The sequence below is a fragment of the Actinomadura sp. KC216 genome (genome assembly GCF_004348535.1).
GTDB lineage: Bacteria > Actinomycetota > Actinomycetes > Streptosporangiales > Streptosporangiaceae > Spirillospora.
In genome coordinates this window covers 1-15,992 of sequence record NZ_SMJX01000066.1, presented here as the reverse complement: position 1 = coordinate 15,992, position 15,992 = coordinate 1, and the positions used below count along the sequence as shown (strand labels likewise).

The following is a 15,992-nucleotide window of genomic DNA, read 5'->3' as shown; positions in this document are numbered from 1 at the left end:
ATGGGCATCGTGCTGGGCCGCAACCGCTACGGGAAGGCGGAGACGCGCGTCGTCCGCGTCACGCGCTCCGGTACACGGCACGCGATCAAGGACGTGAACGTCAGCGTCTCGCTCTCCGGCGCGATGGAGGACGCGCACCTGACCGGCGACAACGCGGCCGTCCTGCCGACCGACAGCCAGAAGAACACCGTGTTCGCGTTCGCCAAGAAGCACGGCATCGAGGCGATCGAGGACTTCGGTCTCCTGCTCGCCCGCCATTTCGTGGACTCGCAGCCGACGATCACCCACGCCCGCGTGGAGATCCGCGAGTATTCCTGGGATCGCATCACGGGCGGGCATTCGTTCGTCCGGACCGGCGGCGAGGTCCGGACGGCGCTGATCCACAGCGACGGCGACGGCGGTGCCGAATCGGTCGTCTCCGGGCTGGAAGACCTGGTCGTGCTGAAATCGACGGGCAGCGAATTCCACGGGTTCGTCCAGGACGAGTTCACGACGCTCGAACCGACCGACGACCGCGTCCTCGCGACGGCCGTCACCGCCCGATGGCGCCACCGGAGCACCGGATACGGAGGCTGGGACGACTCCTATCGCGGGGCCCGCCATCACCTGCTGCACGCGTTCGCCGAAACGCACAGCCTGTCCCTCCAGCAGACGCTCTTCCAGATGGGCCGCCGGGTCCTGGACGAACGGGACGAGCTTTGCGAGATACGGCTGTCGATGCCCAACAAACACCATTTCCTCGTCGATCTGGAGCCGTTCGGAATGGACAACGACAACGAGGTGTACTTCGCGGCGGACCGCCCGTACGGGCTGATCGAGGGCACCGTCCTCACCGACGACGCGCCGCGCGCGGCGTCCGCCTGGGAATAGGGGATCGGGGAGCGATGGAATTCCTGCGACCGGCGACATGGCGCGAGGCGCTCGACGCGAAGGCGGAGCTGCCGGGCGCGCTGCCGCTCCAGGGCGGCACCGACGTCATGGTCGAGATCAACTTCGATCAGCGGCGGCCGGAGGCGCTGCTCGACCTGACGCGCATCCGCGAGCTCACCGGCTGGGACGCGGCGGACGGACGGCTCCGCGTCGGCGCCGCCGTCCCGTACACCCGCCTGATCACGGAACTGGGCGCGAGCCTGCCCGGCCTGGCGCAGGCGTCGCGGACGGTGGGCTCGCCGCAGATCCGCAACCGCGGCACGGTGGGCGGCAACCTCGGCGCGGCGTCGCCCGCCGGGGACGGCCATCCGCCGCTCCTGGCCGCCGGCGCGGTGATCGAGGCGGAGTCGGCGGCGTGCGGCGTCCGGATGATCCCGGTCGCGGAGTTCTTCACCGGCGTGAAGCGCAACGCCCTCGCGCCGGACGAGCTGATCCGCGCGTTCTGGACGGCGCCCGCGTCCGGCCCGCAGTACTTCGCCAAGATCGGCACCCGGAACGCGATGGTGATCGCCGTGTGCTCGTTCGCGATCGCCCTGCATCCGGCCGAGCGCCGCGTCGGCACGGGCCTCGGCTCCGCCGCGCCGACACCGCGCCGCGCCCCCGGCGCCGAGGAGTTCATCGCACAGGAACTGGACTGGGACGGGCGCGGCCCGCTCCGCGACTCGGCGGCGCGGCGGTTCGGAGAGCTGGTCGCCGAAGCGGCGTCGCCGATCGACGACGTCCGGGGGACGGGCGACTACCGCAGGCACGCCCTGGCGGTACTGGCCCGCCGCACCCTGGCCTGGGCCTGGCGCGACCATACAGCCGCGACCACCGGAAGGGAGGCTTCGTGATGCGCGTGAACGTCACGGTCAACGGCTCGCACGAGGTCGTGGACGACGTGTGGGAGGGCGAGAGCCTGCTCTACATGCTGCGCGAGCGGATGGGCCTGCCGGGCTCCAAGAACGCCTGTGAGCAGGGCGAATGCGGCTCCTGCACCGTCTACCTGGACGGTGTTCCGGCCTGCGCGTGCCTGGTCGCGGCCGGTCAGGCGGAGGGGCGGGAGGTCCGCACGGTCGAGGGTCTCGCCGAAGGCCCGCCGGGCGACGAGCGGCTCGACCCCGTCCAGGAGGCGTTCCTGGAGACCGGGGCCGTGCAGTGCGGGTTCTGCACGCCGGGACTGATCGTCCAGACGCACGACCTGATCGAGCGGAACCCCGCGCCGACCGACGCCGAGATCCGCGAGGCCCTCGCGGGGAACCTGTGCCGCTGCACCGGCTACGAGAAGATCCTGGACGCGGTGCGCCTGGCGGCGGAGCGGAAGGCGGCCGCATCGTGATCATCGAGAAGGCGCACGTCGTCACCGTCTCCGGCGACGAGTACCCGGACGGCCACATCGTCATCGACGGCGACCGCGTCACGGCCGTCGGCCCCGGACCGGCACCGCCCGCGCACGCGGCCGCGCACGACGGCGAGCGCATCGACGGGACCGGCTGCCTCGCCACCCCCGGCCTGATCAACACGCACCACCACCTCTACCAGTGGGCGAGCCAGGGCCTCGCCGTCGACGGCACGCTGTTCGAGTGGCTGACGGCGCTCTACAGGCCGTGGTCGAGGATGGACGCCGAGGTCGTGGCCGGTGCGGCGAGCGCGGGGCTCGGATGGCTCGCCAAGTCGGGCTGCACCACGTCCACCGACCATCACTACCTGTTCCCGAAGGGGCGCGGCGACCTGTTCGCGGCCGAGGTGGAGGCGGCGCGGGAGATCGGCGTCCGGTTCCACCCGTGCCGGGGCTCGATGGACCGGGGCGAGTCGCAGGGCGGCCTGCCGCCGGACGAGGTGGTCGAGGACCTCGACACCATCCTCACCGAGACCGAGGCCGCGATCGACCGGTACCACGACCCGTCGCCCGGCTCCATGCTGCGCGTGGCCGTCGCGCCCTGCTCGCCGTTCAGCGTGACCAGGGAGCTGCTCCTGGAATCGGCGGAGCTGGCGCGCGGCAAGGGGGTCAGGCTCCACACCCACCTGGCGGAGACGCTGGACGAGGAGGAGCACACGGCGGAGCAGTTCGGCATGACCCCGGCCGAGTACATGGAGTCGATCGGCTGGCTCGGCCCCGACGTGTGGCTCGCGCACTGCGTCCACCTGCACGACGCCGACGTCAAGCGGCTCGCCGAGACCCGCACCGGCACGGCGCACTGCCCCAGCTCCAACGCCCGCCTCGGCGCCGGGATCGCCCGCGTCTCGCACCTCCTCGCCGAGGGCGCGGCGGTCGGCCTCGGCGTGGACGGGCCGGCGTCGGCGGAACTCGTCCCGCTGGCGGGGGAGCTGCGCCAGGCGATCTACATGCAGCGCGCCCGGTACGGGCCGACCGCGCTGACCGCACGGCAGGCGCTGGAGATGGCGACGCTCGGCGGGGCCCGCTGCCTAGGGCGTGACGACGAGCTCGGCTCCCTCGAACCGGGCAAGCTCGCCGACATCGCGCTGTGGCGGCTGGACGGCTTCCACGCCGCCGTCGACGACCCCGTCGTCGCGTTCGCGTTCGGGCCGACGCCGCCGCTGGAGCGCCTCCTCGTCGGCGGCCGGGCGGTCGTCGACGGCGACACGCTCGTCACCGTCCCGCAGGACGAGGTCGCACGCCGCGGCGCCGACGCCCATCGCCGCCTGATGAAGCTCGCGGAGGAGGTGCTCTGATGGCCTCACCGGTGAAGACCCCGGGTCACGTGGCGGCCCCAGGGCTGGGAGGCGTGGGCGAGAGCCCGCTCCGCCCGGACGGGACGCTCAAGGTCGCCGGGGAGTTCGCGTACGCGTCCGACCTGTGGATGGACGGGATGCTGTGGGGCGCGACGCTCCGCAGCCCGCATCCCCGCGCGCTGATCCGCTCGATCGACATCGGCCCGGCGCTCGCGCTGCCCGGCGTCCGCGCCGTGCTGACCCACGAGGACGTCCCGGGCCGGAAGATGTTCGGCATCGACCACGCCGAGGACCAGCCCGTCCTGGCGATCGACCAGGTCAGGCACCAGGGCGAGCCGGTCGCGCTGGTCGCCGCCGACCATCCCGAGACGGCCCGCCGCGCCATGGCGAGGATCGGCGTCGACTACGAGGTTCTGGAGCCGATCACCGACCCGCGCGCCGTGATCGCCGACCCGGAGCGGCTGAAGGTCCAGGATCTCGGCGGCATCACCCGGTACCAGCCCGTCCGCGTCGGGGACGTCGACGCGGCGAAGGTCGAGGCCGAGGTCGTCGTCACGGGCGAGTACGAGGTCGGCATCCAGGACCAGGCGTTCCTCGGGCCCGAGTCCGGGCTGGCGATCCCGTCCGACGACGGCGGCGTCGACCTGTACGTGTCCACGCAGTGGATCCACAACGACCTCAAGCAGATCGCGCCGTGCCTCGGCCTCCCCGAGGAGCGGGTCCACATGACGCTCGCGGGCGTGGGCGGCGCGTTCGGCGGGCGCGAGGACCTGTCGATGCAGATCCACGCGGCGATGCTGGCGCTGCACACCGGCAGGCCGGTGAAGATGTCCTACAACCGGTACGAGTCGTTCTTCGGGCACGTCCACCGGCATCCCGCGCTGATGCGGTACGAGTACGGCGCCACGGCGGACGGCCGCCTGCTCTACGCCGACGTCGAGATCGTCCTGGACGGCGGCGCGTACACCTCGTCCACGAAGAACGTCGTCGGGAACGCGGCGTCCCTCGGCGTCGGCCCGTACGAGATCCCCAACATCAGGATCGACGCGTACGGCGTCTACACGAACAACCCGCCGTGCGGCGCGATGCGCGGGTTCGGGGCCGTCCAGGCGTGCTTCGCCTACGAGTCGATGATGGACCGGCTCGGCGTGGCCTGCGGGCTCGGCCCGGTGGAGATCCGCCGCCGCAACGCCGTCTCGCAGGGCTCCAAGCTCGCGACCGGGCAGGTCATCGAGTCGCCGGCGCCGCTCGCGGACATGCTGACCCGGCTGGAGGCGATGCCGCCGCCGCCAGCGCTCGACCCGTCCGACCTGCGGAACCTGCCGGGCGGGGTGTCGCAGACGACGCACGGGGAGGGCGTCGTGCGGGGCATCGGGTACGGCGTCGGGATCAAGAACATCTGCTTCTCGGAGGGCTTCGACGACTATTCCACGGCCCGCGTCCGGCTGGAGGTGATCGGCGGCGAGGCGACCGCGCTCGTGCACACGGCGGCGGCGGAGGTCGGGCAGGGGCTTGTCACGATCCAGGCGCAGGTCGCGCGGACGGAGCTGGGCGTCCAGAAGGTCACGATCGCGCCCGCCGACAACCGGGTGGGCGACGCGGGCTCGTCCAGCGCGTCCCGCCAGTCGTACATGTCGGGCGGCGCGGTCAAGGCGGCCTGCGAGGCGGTCCGCGCGGAACTCCTCGCCCTCGCGGCCCGGCGCTTCGGCCGCACCGACCTCGCCGTCGCCGGAGGGAAGATCGTCTCGCGGGCGGGCGGCGTGCTCGGCACGGTCGAGGACGTCCTCGGCGACACCGCCATCGAGGAGACCCGCGAGTACCGGCACCGCCCCACGACCGCGATGGACCCGGTCACCGGGCAGGGACGCAGCCACACGCAGCTCGCCCTGTGCGTCCACCGCGCCGTCGTGGACGTGGACGTCGACCTCGGGCTCGTCAAGGTCGTCGAGCTGGCCGCCGTCCAGGACGTCGGGAAGATCATCAACCGGACGGGCGTGGAGGGGCAGATCCACGGCGGGTCCGCGCAGGGCCTCGGGCTCGCGGTGATGGAGGAGATCGTCGTGTCGGACGGCGTCGTCCGGAACCCGTCCTTCACCGACTACCTGATCCCCACCATCCTTGACATGCCGCCGATGAAGCTCGACATCCTGGAGAACCCGGACCCGGAGGCGCCGTACGGGCTGCGCGGGGCGGGCGAGCCGCCGACGCTGTCGTCCACGCCCGCGATCGTCGCCGCGATCCGCGCCGCGACAGGCCGGGCGCTGGCGCGCGTGCCCGTCCGGCCGGAGCACATCGTCCAGGGGGACTGACGTGGACGACCTCGTGATCGGCTCCCGCCGGGCGGTCCTGCCGGACGGCGAGCGTCCCGCAACCGTCTCCGTCCGCGACGGCCGCGTCTCCGCGATCGGCCCCTACACCGGCACCGGGATCGATCTGGGGGACGTCGCGCTGCTGCCCGGCCTGGTCGACACCCACGTGCACGTCAACGAGCCGGGCCGCACCGAATGGGAGGGCTTCGCCACCGCGACCCGCGCCGCGGCGGCGGGCGGCGTCACCGCGCTGGTCGACATGCCGCTCAACGCGCTCCCGCCGACCGTCGACCCGGCCGCGCTGGCGGCGAAGCGCGAGGCGGCGGAGGGCGCGTGCGCGGTGGACGTCGGATTCTGGGGCGGAGCCGTCCCCGGCAACCTCGCCTCGCTGCGCGCCTTGCACGACCTCGGCGTGTTCGGTTTCAAGTGCTTCACGTCCGATTCCGGCGTCCCGGAGTTCCCGCCGCTCACGGAGGCGCAGATGCGGGCGGCGTTCCGGGAGATCGCCTCGTTCGGGGGGCTGGTCATCGTCCACGCGGAAGACCCGGCGTCGCTGACGGCGCCGTCCGGTGGCGGGTACGCGGAGTTCCTGGCGTCGCGTCCGGCGTCGGCCGAGCGTCTCGCGGTGGAGCAGGTCGTCCGGCTGGCGGAGGAGACGGGCGTGCGCGCCCACATCCTGCACCTGTCCGCCGCCGACTGCCTGGACGTCCTGGCGAAGGCCCAGGCGGACGGCTTGCCCGTCACCGCCGAGACCTGCCCGCACTACCTGACGCTCTGCGTCGACGACGCCCACAGCCCGGCGCACAAATGCTGCCCACCCATCCGCGACGCCGCCAACCGCGACCTGCTCTGGCAGGGGTTGGCCTCGGGCGTCATCTCCTGCGTCGTCACCGACCATTCGCCCTGCACGCCCGAGCTGAAGCGCGGCGACTTCGCCACCGCGTGGGGCGGGATCTCGTCCCTCCAGCTCGGCCTGCCCGCCGTCTGGACGGCGGCGCGCGCACGCGGCCACAGCCTGCACGACGTCGTCCGCTGGATGTCCGAAGGCCCGGCGGCGCTGGCGGGCGTCCCCGGCAAGGGCGGGATCGTCGTGGGGAACGACGCCGACCTCGTCGCGTTCGCCGCGGACGCGACCTTCACCGTCGACCCCGCCGCCCTCCACCACCGCCATCCCGTCACCCCGTACGAGGGCCGGACGCTGACCGGGGTCGTCCAGGCCACCTGGCTCCGCGGCGCGCTGGCCACAGGTGCGCCCGCCGGGCGCCTGCTCAGCCGCCCGGACGCGTCATGACCGGCTTCACCGCGCTGCCCGACCTGGCCGTCCGCACCCTCGGCGGCTCGGTGACCGCCGCGAGCGACGAGTCCTTCGCGGCGAAGGAGAACCTCCTCAACCCGTGGGCGCCCGCGTTCAGGCCCGAGACGTTCGGGCCGAAGGGGCAGGAGTACGACGGCTGGGAGACCGCCCGGCGGCGCGGCGGCGGTCACGACTGGGCGCTGATCCGCCTCGGCCTCCCGGGCAGGATCATCGGCGTCGTCATCGACACGGCCTGGTTCAAGGGGAACTTCCCGCCGCACGCCTCCGTCGAGGCCTGCTTCGCGGACGGCCACCCGACGCCCGCCGAGCTGCTGGACGCCGACTGGGTCGAGATCGTCCCCAAGAGCCCTCTGGAGGGCGACACGGCCCACGCGTTCGCCGCCGCCGAGACCGGCCGCGTGTTCACCCACGTCCGGCTCTCGATGTTCCCGGACGGCGGCATCGCCCGGCTCCGCGTCCACGGCGACGCCGTCCCGAACCCCGAGTTCCTGACCGGGCTGACCGCCGACCTCGCCGCCCTGGAGAACGGCGCCCGCGTCGTCGAGTGCTCCGACATGTTCTACTCGTCGCCGGACAACATGCTGCACCCGGGAACGGCCCGCAACCAGGCCGAGGGCTGGGAGACCGCCCGGCGGCGCGACGGCGGCCACGACTGGGCCCTGATCCGCCTCGCCGCCCCGGGCGTCATCAGGCTGGCCGAGATCGACACCACGAACCTCAAGTTCAACGCGCCCGCCGGGTTCGCGCTGTCCGGCTTCGACGACCGCCGCCCCTCCGCACCGCCCCTGACACTCATCCCGCGCACCCGGCTGCAGCCCGACACCCGGCACCGCTTCCGGCTCCCATCGCCGTCGCCCGAGGTCACCAGCGTCCGGCTCGACATCCACCCGGACGGCGGCATCGCCCGGCTCCGCCTCCTCGGCGACCTCGCCCCGGACGCCGAACGCGACCTCATCGCCCGCTGGGACGCACTCACCCGCACCCCGCCACCCCGGGCATGAACATGCCCCCGGCGAGAAAGGCGCCGGGGGCATGCACAACCTGGGTCAGGAAGCCTCGGTAGGGTCTTCCAGGAGGTCGTCGAACTCGCCGTCCTTGACGCCCGCGATGAAGGCGTCCCACTCGGCCTCGGTGAAGTAGAGGATCGGGCCCTCCGGGTTCTTCGCGTCACGCATGACGACGGCCCGCTCACCGAAGTCCTTGTGCTGGACGGGGACGTCCTTGCCATCGACGAACTCGATGATGACCCCGTCGCTGAGGATCGGTTCCTGCTCGGTCACTGGCACACCTTCTCATCCTGGAACCGGCCGATTCGCACCCGGACCGGCCGGGGATCGTCCTGGCGCTGTCGTGCCTCAGGGTACTAACGAAGGCATCCCCGGCCGTCCAGATTGGGGAGGGACGGCCGGGGAAGACTGGCGACAGCGTGTTATGGCTTGCTGAATCCGAAGGTGTAGTCACCGTTGCCGCTGTAGGCGTGCACGCGGTACCGGTAGGTTCCGGCGGTGCCGGTGTAGTTGATGGTCTCGTCGGGGGTCGGGCTGATCGAGAAGGCGACGGTCTGCCAGGTGGTCCCGTTCAGCTTCTGCAGGTAGACGTCGAAGTCGACGCCGTCGGGGCCGTCGAGGCACGCGGTGTGCGCGCCGGTCGCCGTCGTCGTGTAGTTGCCGGACGGCTGGTAGTCGCTGGCGCCCGACGTCAGCGAGTCGGTCACCTGGGTCTGGTGGCCGTCGCAGGTGCCGGGGCCTGGGCCGCCGTCCTCGGTGATGAGCTCACGGCCGTCCTGCGCGAGGATCTGCAGGACCTCGCCGACGGGGTTGAACCAGGTCTGGTCGCTGCTGTCCTGGCCGTTGTTGCAGCTGCCGGACGTGCCGGACGTGATGCCCTGCGCCTGCCCGCCCGTCTGGGTGAACAGCGCGCCGCCGGAGTCGCCGGGGTCGGCGCAGACGTTGGCGCGGATCAGGCCGGTGACGGTGCCCTCGGGGTAGTTGACGGTCGCGTTCCGCTGCTGGATGGGGCCGCACCAGATCCGCGTGCTGGTCGTGCCGCCCGACCGGCACACCTGCGTGCCGACGGGCGCCTCGGTCGCGCCGAGGATCGTCTCGTAGGTCCCGTCGTACCTGTTGACCTTGGGGGTGGGGGTCCACTGGCTGTTGGTGTCGACCCACGCGTAGTCGTTGCCGGGGAACGAGGAGCCGCCGAACGTGCCCTGCGCGACCCGGTTCGCGCCCTGCGTCGTCTCGCCGGTGTCGCCGCAGTGCCCGGCCGTCATGAACCCGCCGGTGACGGCGAACGCGACGGAGCAGCCGTACTGGGTCGTCCAGTACCGCTCGCCGCCGATGATGTCGTAGACGAGGCGGGGCTTCTCCGCCGACCGGACGATCCGGACCGCCGACGCGTTGACGCCGCTGGCCTTCAGGAACCGCTTCGCGGCGGCCCGGTCGGAGGTGTTGACGACGACGGTGTTGCTCTCGGCGTCGACGTACCACGAGGTCACGGACTTCGCGGCGGAGCGGGAGTGCCTGTTCAGCTTCGACAGCTCGCCGCTGAGCTGCCGTTCGCTGTACTTCACCACCTTCGGCTGCGCGCCGGCCGCCTTGATCTCGGTGGTGGCGGCGGCGTCGGTGGTGGCGACGACGACCTGGGAGCCGTTCTTCACCCAGGCGCCGCCGAACTCGGCTCCGAGCGATACCCGGAGGTTCTTCTGAATGGCGGCGGTCTTTCCGATCGGGCCGACTGGTCGCGGCGTCGTTGCCGCGGTCTGCTGCCGGGCGGCCGGGGACGCCGTGTCCGCGAGCGCTGGGGTCGCCAGCGCCGCGGCCAGGCAGGTCCCGACCGTGATGCCCAGCAGCAGGTGTTTGCGGGCCATGTGGCTCTCCTGTTTGGGGGTGGGGGTTGGGAGAGGTTTGGGCGCCCAATGCCGGGACTGTAGAGCGGCGTATAAACCGCAGCAATAAATCGCTTACAAGTGGTATTTCAATGTTGATTCGATTCGGCTCGAACGCTCACGCGTCGATGAGGAGGCGGGCGGCGGATATCTCCAGCCGGGCCTGGATCTCCTCGGCGGTGGCGTTGCCGCGCAGCATCTCGATCATCTCCATGGTCCAGATGCCGGCGAGCGCGCGGGCGACGAGCCGGCGCGGGTCGTCGGCCGGGATGTCGGCGCCGCCGTCCGGGGAGCCGGAGGCGGCGCGCAGCAGCAGGCCGGTCATCCGCTCGCCGAAGTCGGTCTTGACGTCCGACAGCAGCAGCGAGCGGATCAGCGCCTCCGCCAGCTCGGGCTCGCGCATCAGCCCGCGGGTGGCGCGCATCAGCACCTCGACGGCGCGCTGCGGCGGGTCCCCGGCGCGCGGCGGGCGGCGCTCGATGCTGCCTTCGAGGAGGTCGAGCTCCTCGCCGACGACGGCGACGACCAGGTCCATCTTGGACGGGAAGTAGCGGTAGAGGGTGCCGAGCGCGACCCCGGCCCGCTCGGACACGGTGCGCATCTGCATCGCCTCGATGCCGCCGCGCGACGCGAGCGCCGCGGCGGCCTGGACGATACGCTTGCGCCGCTGGTGCTGGCCGCGCGAGCGCACGCCCGCCTGCCGCGCGGGGCCGGCCGCCTGCCCCCGGGTCTCGTCCCCGGTCATTGTCGGCTCTGCGGTCACGGTCGTTCCCTTCTCAGCGGTCGGTCGGTGATCCGGCGCCTCCCCCCAAGGATACAACCCGCACAAGAACCTGTTATCAAATCTGCCCGGCGTGGCCGCATGGCCTCATGCCCGCCCTCTGGACACAGACTAGAATCTGTTCTACTTTCGCGTTGTCCGGAAGGGAGCGGATGCGTGGACTTCACCCTCGACGAACCCCGGCGGGAGCTCCAGGGGCTCGCGGCCGGCCTGCTCGCCCGCGAGGCGGCGCGGGAGCGGCTGGAGGCGTTCGAGCGGGGCGGCGCGCCGTACGACGCCGCGGCCTGGACGGCCCTCGCCCGGGCCGGGCTGCTCGGCGCCGTCCTGCCGGAGGACGCCGGCGGCGCGGGACTCGGGCCGGTCGGGCTCGCCGTCCTCCTGCGGGAGGCCGGCGCGGCGGTCGCTCCCGTCCCGGTGTACGCGTCGCTCGCGCTCGCGGCCGTCCCGATCGGGCTGCACGGCACCCCCGCGCAGCGCGAACTGCTCGGCCCGCTCATCGAAGGGGAGACCGTCCTGACGGGCGCGTACCGCGAGCTCGGCCCTCCCGGGCGGATCGCGGCGACGGCGCGGCCGGACGGCGATGGCGGCGGTTTCGTCCTCGACGGTGTGAAAACGTTCGTGCCGTACGCGCGGGAGGCATCACGCATCCTTATCCCCGCCCGCGTCGAGGGCGAGGGAGTCGGCGTGTTCCTCGTGGAGCCCGCGGCCGTGACGATCACGCGGCAGCCGTCCGCGACCACCGAGCCGCTGTCGCGCGTCGCGCTCGGCGGCGTCCGGGTCGGGCCTGACGCCCTGCTCGGCGGGACCGCCGACGGCGCAGCCTGGGACACGCTGCGCCGCACCGCCGTCGCCGGGGCGGTGTCGCTCGCGTCCGGCGTCATCGAAGGCGCGCTGGAACTGACGAAGGAGTACGTCAAGACGCGCGAGCAGTTCGACCGCGTCCTCGCGCAGTTCCAGGCGGTCACCATGCAGATCGGCGACGTCTACATCGCCAAGCGCGCGCTGGACGTGGCCGTCTGGGCGGGCGTGTGGCGTCTCGCCGAGGGCGCCGCCGACACCGACGAGGTCCTCGCCGTCGCCGCGTTCAACGCCTGCGGCCCCGTCGTGGAGGCGCTCTACACGTGCCAGCACCTGCACGGCGGCATCGGCCTGGACGTCACGTATCCGCTGCACCGCTACTTCGCCTGGGGCAAGCAGTGCGCGCACCTCCTCGGCGGCGCCGACGACACCCTCGACGCACTCGGCGAGCTTCTCCTGCAGCCTCGGGGGTCTGGGGGTCGCCCCCAGAAAGGTAGGGCGTGATGTTCATCGACCTGACCGGCGAGCAGAAGAAGCTGCGCGCCGAGCTGCGCGAGTACTTCGAGAACTGCCTGGACGCGGAGCAGCGCGCCGCCGTCCGGGACGACCCGTTCGGCCCCGCCTACCTGGAGCACTGCCGCCGCCTCGGCCGCGACGGGATGCTCGGCGTCGCGCTGCCGAAGGAGTACGGCGGCCGCGGCTACGGCCCGGTCGAGCAGACGATCTTCGCGACCGAGATCGCCCGTGCCGAGGTCACCTACCCGCTCATCACGCTCAACTCCGTCGCGCCGACGATCCTGCAGTACGGGACGGACGCGCAGAAGGAGTTCTTCATCCCGCGCATCCTCGCCGGGGAGTGCCATTTCGCGGTCGGCTACAGCGAGCCGGGCGCGGGCACCGACCTCGCCGCGCTGCGCACCACCGCCGTCCGGGACGGCGACCACTACGTCGTGAACGGCCAGAAGATATTCACCTCCGCCGCGCACACCGCCGACTACGTGTGGCTCGCCGCGCGCACCGACCCGGACGCGAAGAAGCACAAGGGCATCTCGATGCTCATCGTCGACTGCGAGGACCGGGGCTTCTCCTGGACGCCGATCATCACCATGGACGGCCGCCACCACACCAACTCGACGTACTTCCAGGACGTCCGCGTCCCGGCGGACATGCTGATCGGCGAGCCGAACAAGGGCTGGGACCTCATCGTCAGCCAGCTCAACCACGAGCGGGTCACGCTCGGCCCGGCCGGGAACATCGGGCACGTGCACGTCCGGCTGGAGCGCTGGGCCCGCGGCACCGCCGGGCCGGACGGGCGGCCGCTGATCGAGACGCCCGCGGTCCGCCGCGCGGTCGCGCGCGTGCACGCCTACCTGCGCGTGAACGAGCTGCTGAACTGGCAGGTCGCCGCGAACCAGGATCTCGGCTGGCTCGGCGCCCCGGACGCGTCCGCCACCAAGATCTACGCCTCGGAGCGGGTGCAGGAGGTCGGCCGGATCGTCGGCGACGTCCTCGCCCGGCACGGCGACCCCGGCGACCCGGAGACCGCCGAGTTCGTCGAGGCGGCCGACCGGCTCGCGAAGGGCGCGCTGGTGCTGACGTTCGGCGGCGGCGTCAACGAGATCCAGCGCGAGCTGATCGCGATGATCGGCCTGGGCCTGCCCCGGGCCCCGCGCTGACCCCGCCGGTCTTCGCCGTCTCGAACCGCGCGGGCGTCAGTCCGGCGGCGGTTCCTCGAAGCCGTTCTCGAGGATGGCGAAGGCCCGGTCGACGGTCTCGGAGATCGAGCCGAACGCGTCGGGGTAGCGGCGCAGCGCGTCGGTGGCGGCCTGGAAGCCGCAGGTCGCCACGCCGGCGATGACGTGCGGGCGCAGGTCGGTGGCGGGGTCGAGGCCGAGCCGCTCGGCGATGACCTCGGTCAGCAGCGCCTGCTTCTTCTGCGCGCGCTCCAGGCTGCCCGCCATGAGGGCCGGGCTCTGGCTCACCATCTCGAACATGCAGTTGAACCGCTCCGGGTCGAAGCCGAGCTCGCCGCGCTCGCCGGCGCGGGCGATCTCCACCACGGTGCGGCGCAGCGCCGTCATGATCGGCTCGTCGGCGGGGCGCGCGGCGAGCGCCGCCAGGACGGCGCGGAGCTGCTCCTCCTGGAAGGTGAGCGCGACGTCCTCTTTCGAGGCGAAGTAGCGGAAGAACGTGCGGGACGAGACGTCCACGGCGTCGGCGATCTCCTCGACGGTGGTCGCGTCGAAGCCCTTCTCGGCGAAGAGGGAGAACGCGGCGTCGACGAGCGCGTCGCGGGTGCGCTGCTTCTTGCGTTCGCGCCGGCCCGGGGGCTGGGATCCGGGACCGGTGGAACCGGTCTCGGGGGCGGTCGCGGTCATGTGCGAAGTGTAGCCAGCCGGTGATCCCGAGCCAAGCGTCACCGGCTGAATGTTGTCGTGAGATGAATCATGTCTCACTCTGACGAGCGGCATTTGACGACATGTGTCATCCCATGACAGTTTGAGTCCCGTCACGTCGGAGATCGAAGATCGCCTACACGCCACCTGGAAGGTCGCTGATGAGTCAGTCCAAGGGCGCCGAGACGCTGGAGCCGGGCGCCGTCCACGCACCGCCGCGCGACAGGGCGCGCGGCCGCCCCGCGAGATCCGGCCACGGCCATCCCTGGCTCACGCTGGTCGCCGTCGCGCTCGGCGTCATGATGGTCGGCCTGGACGCGACCGTCGTGTCCATCGCCAACCCGGCCATCGCCAAGGACCTCGGCGCGAGCCTGTCCGGGCTGCAGTGGGTCACCAACGCCTACCTGCTGGCGCTCGCCGTCACGCTGATCCCGGCAGGGAAGATCGCCGACCGGTTCGGGCGCAAGCGGACGTTCCTCGCGGGCGTGATCGGCTTCGCGATCTCCTCGGTGCTGATCGGCCTGTCGGGCGGCCTCGGGATGGTCATCTTCTGGCGCGTGGTGCAGGGCTTCGCGGGGGCGCTCCTGCAACCGGCCAGCCTCGCGATCCTGCGCAACACGTTCCCCGCCGACAAGCTCAACACCGCCATCGGCGTCTGGGGCTCCACGGTCGGCATCTCCATCGCGGGCGGCCCGATCGTCGCCGGCGTCCTGGTCGAGAACGTCAGCTGGGAGTCGGTGTTCTTCCTGAACGCCCCGCTCGGCATTGTCGCGCTCCTCGTCGGCCTGTGGGTGATCCGCGAGTCGCGCGACGAGGAGGCCGTCGGCTCGTTCGACCTGCCCGGCGTCGCACTGCTCACCGGCGCGCTGTTCGGGCTGGTCTGGGGCCTGATCAAGGCCGGTGAGGACGGCTTCGGGGACGCGGTCCCGCTGGTGTCGTTCGCCGTGTCGGCCGTGCTGTTCGCCGCGTTCGTCTGGAACGAGCTGCGGGTCGAGCGCCCGCTGCTGCCGCTCGGGCTGTTCCGCTCGGTGTCGCTGTCGGCGGCGACCGGGCTGATCATCCTCGGCTTCTTCGGGATGTTCGGGACGGTCTTCTTCATCACCCTCTACCTGCAGCAGGTGCACGGCATGAGCCCGGTGGACGCGGGCGTCCGGATGCTGCCGATGACCGCCGTGTTCATCGTCGCGTCCCCGCTGGCGGGCGCGCTGACCAGCCGGTTCGGTCCGCGGCTGCCGCTCGTGCTCGGCATGGCGTTCACCGCGGCCGCGATGTTCGGGCTGGCGCGCATCGGGGTGAACGCCCCCTACGTCGAGCTGTGGCCCTGGTTCGTGCTGGTCGGGCTCGCGTTCGGGATGGTCATCGTCGCCGGGACGGAGGCCATCGTCGGCAACGCGCCCGCGCACCTCGCCGGCGTCGCGGGCGGGCTCCAGCAGACGGCCGCGCAGCTCGGCGGCGTGCTCGGGACCTCCGTACTGGGCGTGCTGCTGTCCACCAAGGTGGGCGACGTGCTGTTCGGGCGCCTGACCGGCGCGGGCGTCCCGGCCCCGGCGGCGGAGCAGCTCGCGGGCCAGGGCGGGATCGTCTCGCAGGGCGTCGCGCCCGTCCCGCCCGGAACGTCGGGACCGGCCGCCGAGGCCATCACCACGGGCAGCCACCTCGCGTTCATGGACGGCTTCCAGAACGCGCTGACCGTCGCCGGCGCGGTCGCGGTCGCCGCCGTGCTCGCGGCGCTGCTCGTCCGGCGCGGCAACACCCCGGTCGACGGCGCCGCCGCGGTGTGACGGACCGGGGCCGCGCGACGAACCGCTCCGGCGGGGAGGCGCGTCAGCCCTGGCCGGTGTCCGGGGTCGGGGCCGGGTTGGACGTGGGGCTCGGGCTGGGGGTGCCCGGGTCCCCCGCCGGC

The 15,992-nt window shown here is 72.5% G+C and carries 14 protein-coding genes; 10 read left to right on the top strand and 4 right to left on the bottom strand.

The window, feature by feature from the left end:
* Genes pucL through alc form a run of 7 tightly spaced genes read left to right on the top strand, consistent with a single transcriptional unit; the run spans nt 1 to nt 8,228 of the window.
* A complete protein-coding gene (pucL, locus tag E1264_RS14270; RefSeq protein WP_132173503.1) occupies nt 1-870 on the top strand; it encodes a factor-independent urate hydroxylase in 870 nt (289 codons plus the stop codon).
* A gap of 14 nt (nt 871-884) precedes the next feature.
* Nucleotides 885-1,763, top strand: coding sequence for an FAD binding domain-containing protein (locus E1264_RS14265; RefSeq protein ID WP_132173501.1), 879 nt, complete (start codon nt 885-887; stop codon nt 1,761-1,763).
* Nucleotides 1,763-2,248, top strand: a complete 486-nt coding sequence (locus E1264_RS14260) for a (2Fe-2S)-binding protein (protein WP_132173541.1) — start codon at nt 1,763-1,765, stop codon at nt 2,246-2,248. Before E1264_RS14265 ends, E1264_RS14260 begins: the two co-directional genes overlap by 1 nt.
* Nucleotides 2,245-3,603 (top strand): 8-oxoguanine deaminase, encoded by a 1,359-nt coding sequence (locus E1264_RS14255; RefSeq protein WP_243710932.1) that lies wholly within the window; start codon nt 2,245-2,247, stop codon nt 3,601-3,603. Before E1264_RS14260 ends, E1264_RS14255 begins: the two co-directional genes overlap by 4 nt.
* A complete protein-coding gene (pucD, locus tag E1264_RS14250) occupies nt 3,603-5,912 on the top strand; it encodes a xanthine dehydrogenase subunit D (protein WP_132173499.1) in 2,310 nt (769 codons plus the stop codon). Before E1264_RS14255 ends, pucD begins: the two co-directional genes overlap by 1 nt.
* A 1-nt stretch (nt 5,913) precedes the next feature.
* Complete coding sequence (gene allB / locus E1264_RS14245) at nt 5,914-7,203, top strand: allantoinase AllB (protein ID WP_132173497.1); 1,290 nt, start codon at nt 5,914-5,916, stop codon at nt 7,201-7,203.
* Nucleotides 7,200-8,228 (top strand): allantoicase, encoded by a 1,029-nt coding sequence (gene alc / locus E1264_RS14240; protein ID WP_132173495.1) that lies wholly within the window; start codon nt 7,200-7,202, stop codon nt 8,226-8,228. The genes allB and alc overlap by 4 nt, the downstream gene beginning before the upstream one ends.
* A gap of 45 nt (nt 8,229-8,273) precedes the next feature.
* Here the strand turns inward: alc and E1264_RS44615 are convergent, their stop codons facing one another.
* The 3 genes from E1264_RS44615 to E1264_RS14225 all read right to left on the bottom strand — a co-directional run bounded on the left by E1264_RS44615 (nt 8,274) and on the right by E1264_RS14225 (nt 10,859).
* Nucleotides 8,274-8,507, bottom strand: a complete 234-nt coding sequence (locus tag E1264_RS44615) for a DUF397 domain-containing protein (protein ID WP_207934073.1) — start codon at nt 8,505-8,507, stop codon at nt 8,274-8,276.
* 149 nt (nt 8,508-8,656) lie between these two features.
* Nucleotides 8,657-10,096, bottom strand: coding sequence for a S1 family peptidase (locus tag E1264_RS14230; RefSeq protein ID WP_132173493.1), 1,440 nt, complete (start codon nt 10,094-10,096; stop codon nt 8,657-8,659).
* Between the two features lie 136 nt (nt 10,097-10,232).
* The gene (locus E1264_RS14225) at nt 10,233-10,859 is read right to left on the bottom strand and encodes a TetR family transcriptional regulator (RefSeq protein WP_132173537.1); all 627 of its coding nucleotides are present in this window, start codon (nt 10,857-10,859) and stop codon (nt 10,233-10,235) included.
* A gap of 192 nt (nt 10,860-11,051) precedes the next feature.
* Here E1264_RS14225 and E1264_RS14220 point away from each other — a divergent pair, with 192 nt between their 5' ends.
* Together E1264_RS14220 and E1264_RS14215 are read left to right on the top strand one after the other, a co-directional pair.
* Entirely contained in the window at nt 11,052-12,197 is a 1,146-nt protein-coding gene (locus E1264_RS14220; RefSeq protein ID WP_132173491.1) for an acyl-CoA dehydrogenase family protein, read from the top strand.
* Entirely contained in the window at nt 12,197-13,369 is a 1,173-nt protein-coding gene (locus E1264_RS14215) for an acyl-CoA dehydrogenase family protein (protein ID WP_132173489.1), read from the top strand. The genes E1264_RS14220 and E1264_RS14215 overlap by 1 nt, the downstream gene beginning before the upstream one ends.
* Before the next feature lie 36 nt (nt 13,370-13,405).
* On the opposite strand, the gene E1264_RS14210 is transcribed toward E1264_RS14215, so the two are convergent.
* On the bottom strand, nt 13,406-14,071 hold the full coding sequence (locus E1264_RS14210; RefSeq protein ID WP_132173487.1) for a TetR family transcriptional regulator: 666 nt from the start codon (nt 14,069-14,071) through the stop codon (nt 13,406-13,408).
* A 179-nt stretch (nt 14,072-14,250) separates the two neighbouring features.
* On the opposite strand from E1264_RS14210, the gene E1264_RS14205 reads away from it, so the two are divergent.
* Nucleotides 14,251-15,870 (top strand): MFS transporter, encoded by a 1,620-nt coding sequence (locus tag E1264_RS14205; protein WP_132173485.1) that lies wholly within the window; start codon nt 14,251-14,253, stop codon nt 15,868-15,870.
* Nucleotides 15,871-15,992 lie beyond the last annotated feature (122 nt).

Excerpts from the sequence above, each read along its gene's own strand:
- E1264_RS14210 (WP_132173487.1), bottom strand. The coding sequence starts at position 14,071 with ATGACCGCGACCGCCCCCGAGACCGGTTCCACCGGTCCCGGATCCCAG.
- E1264_RS14265 (WP_132173501.1), top strand. The coding sequence starts at position 885 with ATGGAATTCCTGCGACCGGCGACATGGCGCGAGGCGCTCGACGCGAAG.
- E1264_RS14205 (WP_132173485.1), top strand. The coding sequence starts at position 14,251 with ATGAGTCAGTCCAAGGGCGCCGAGACGCTGGAGCCGGGCGCCGTCCAC.
- E1264_RS14225 (WP_132173537.1), bottom strand. The coding sequence starts at position 10,859 with ATGACCGGGGACGAGACCCGGGGGCAGGCGGCCGGCCCCGCGCGGCAG.
- E1264_RS14230 (WP_132173493.1), bottom strand. The coding sequence starts at position 10,096 with ATGGCCCGCAAACACCTGCTGCTGGGCATCACGGTCGGGACCTGCCTG.
- alc (WP_132173495.1), top strand. The coding sequence starts at position 7,200 with ATGACCGGCTTCACCGCGCTGCCCGACCTGGCCGTCCGCACCCTCGGC.
- pucL (WP_132173503.1), top strand. The coding sequence starts at position 1 with ATGGGCATCGTGCTGGGCCGCAACCGCTACGGGAAGGCGGAGACGCGC.
- pucD (WP_132173499.1), top strand. The coding sequence starts at position 3,603 with ATGGCCTCACCGGTGAAGACCCCGGGTCACGTGGCGGCCCCAGGGCTG.
- E1264_RS14215 (WP_132173489.1), top strand. The coding sequence starts at position 12,197 with ATGTTCATCGACCTGACCGGCGAGCAGAAGAAGCTGCGCGCCGAGCTG.
- E1264_RS14260 (WP_132173541.1), top strand. The coding sequence starts at position 1,763 with ATGCGCGTGAACGTCACGGTCAACGGCTCGCACGAGGTCGTGGACGAC.